At 37.2% G+C, this 2,052-nt stretch carries 3 protein-coding genes; all 3 read right to left on the bottom strand.

The features are described from left to right. Positions 1-120 precede the first annotated feature (120 nt). A complete protein-coding gene (locus H532_RS0114085; RefSeq protein WP_027725978.1) occupies positions 121-477 on the bottom strand; it encodes a VOC family protein in 357 nt (118 codons plus the stop codon). A gap of 67 nt (positions 478-544) precedes the next feature. After that, positions 545-1,441 carry a DNA-3-methyladenine glycosylase family protein gene (locus tag H532_RS0114080; protein ID WP_162142936.1) on the bottom strand — a complete coding sequence of 299 codons (897 nt, stop codon included), beginning with the start codon at positions 1,439-1,441 and terminating at the stop codon, positions 545-547. A gap of 198 nt (positions 1,442-1,639) precedes the next feature. Then, complete coding sequence (locus H532_RS21130; RefSeq protein WP_051263358.1) at positions 1,640-1,894, bottom strand: MarR family winged helix-turn-helix transcriptional regulator; 255 nt, start codon at positions 1,892-1,894, stop codon at positions 1,640-1,642. Positions 1,895-2,052 lie beyond the last annotated feature (158 nt).

The raw sequence follows: 2,052 nt of genomic DNA, 5'->3' as shown, positions 1-2,052 counted from the left end.
AAACTGAATCCCCCAAACAATGTAAGGAATTCAGCTTCACCCAGTTATCCCTTTTGCTTTAGGAACTCAGCGATCCCATTGATGGCCTCTTCATTATCTTTGTACAAACGAAGGGGGATTTTATCCGTGGAAAGTAATATAATATCCATCAGGATCTTCTACTGTAAACACCTTACCAAAGGGACTGTCTGTTAAATCCTTAACAATCTTCACTTCTTTGCCACGCACATCTTCATATCGTTTTTCCACGTCAGGAACGGAAAACCAAAGTGCGACTCCCCATCCAAGCTTGCCTGCTCTGTCCAAATCAACCAAAGGTTTTCTAATAGCAAAAGAAGCGCCCTTTTCATTTTTAAAGACATAGGCTCCTGGATTTTCATTTTCAATTTCAAAACCTAAGGTATTCTGATAAAATTCACGTGATTTTTCAAGATCCCTTACCTGAATAGATGAAAAGTCGAGTTGCGGTGTAGCCATGTACTTCATCTCCTTTAATATTGTGGTATATATTAGCATTTTGTATTTTGAACGATTTTATACTACTCTATTTTGTAAATGCACCCAAAGCACGAAGATAATGGGCCCAATATCCTTTCCAATTTCCATAATGATTAGCAATCACCTTAACATCCTGATCACCTTTATAAGTTTCCGAAAACACCTTTAATAGCATTTTTTCGCTAACAGGTAATCGTTCCATTCTCCCAATCCCTCTGATAAGAATAAACGAGGCTGACCATTCACCTATTCCTTTAATGGCTTTTAACCAATATTCAACTTCATCATAATCTCCGTCGGTGAGGAACTGTTCATCAACATCGGAAAATGCTTCGCAGACTGACATCAAATATTGGGTCTTTCGCTTATTTTTGACCATTTCTGCTACTTCTTCCTCGGAAGCCCTAAGGATATTTACCGGCTCGGGAAATGCAGAATAACATTGATTGTTTATTTCTAGTGATTGACCAAAATTTTCACAGAATCTCATCTTGATTTCCTTGGCGATATTCGTGGGCGTCTTTTGGGTAAAAATCGCCCAGCAGGCACTTTCAAAAGGGGTAAGAAATTTAACCTGATGATAACCATATAGTTTTTTATTAATGTGTTGGAACCACGGATCTTCCGATGCCAAAGTATAAAATTCCTTGAGATCATCAGATAAACTTAAAAAATGATCGATTTTCTTCTCAAGCATTTTTAAGCTCTTATCCGAGATATCCTTGTCTGAAAATATGGTGTATATCAATTTTGGGTTTTCAATATCACCTTCTGATTGTAAATCAAAGACAAATATTTGATCATTCATTAAAATGGCTTTGGTTAGATGATTTTCATTCAGTGTTTGTTCTTTTTTAGTTGGGGGAAATCCACCTAAAAACCTTATGGTTTTTTCAAAATCAAAAGGGGTTTTAGGGAATAACTCACCAATTTTCTTGTACAACATTAAAAATCACCTTTTTCCATGGGTTCCAAACCCATTAACAGTCACAATCGGATTTTCTTCCAATACGATTCATTATTTTTACTTCTTCGATATGGTTGTCCATACCCTTAATAAAATCGATTTGAGTTCCTTTTGCTCCTTGACTGAAAGCCCTAAAAGAACATCCAATTCAATAGTTTCGAGATAATGCTCCCCCTACCTTAATTTCTCCTTGGCTTGTTTCGTGACCCTCAACGCAAAAAATCCCCTATCTTTTGGATTCCTCACTCGTTGCACACACTGGATTTCCTCCAAATAATCAATTTGAGATACCATTGTTGTCCGATCAATTTTGAAGGCTTCCGCTTGTTTTTGTGAGACTTTTGGATGTTCTTCTAAATATTGAAGAACCCCAAATTGCCCACGTCGTCGGTGATGATGCGTACAGAAGCAAAATTCACGAAATACCATCCTTTATGCTTAAATTACTCCGATTATAAAATAAGGTGGACCCCATCGTCAAGACACAAATTTAAAATGTATGTGTCAAGATTTTCTCGACAACCTTTATAGATCAATATCTCCGGCACCCTAATTTTGTACGCCTACCCTACCGCGCTATCGCTTGG

This window comes from Tuberibacillus calidus DSM 17572 (assembly GCF_000430685.1).
Taxonomy (GTDB): domain Bacteria; phylum Bacillota; class Bacilli; order Bacillales; family Sporolactobacillaceae; genus Tuberibacillus; species Tuberibacillus calidus.
Note: the sequence above shows the minus strand (reverse complement) of the source record. Positions and strands in the feature narration are given on the sequence as shown.

Coding starts and splice junctions, on each gene's coding strand:
- H532_RS0114085 (WP_027725978.1), bottom strand. CDS start 477: ATGGCTACACCGCAACTCGACTTTTCATCTATTCAGGTAAGGGATCTT.
- H532_RS21130 (WP_051263358.1), bottom strand. CDS start 1,894: ATGGTATTTCGTGAATTTTGCTTCTGTACGCATCATCACCGACGACGT.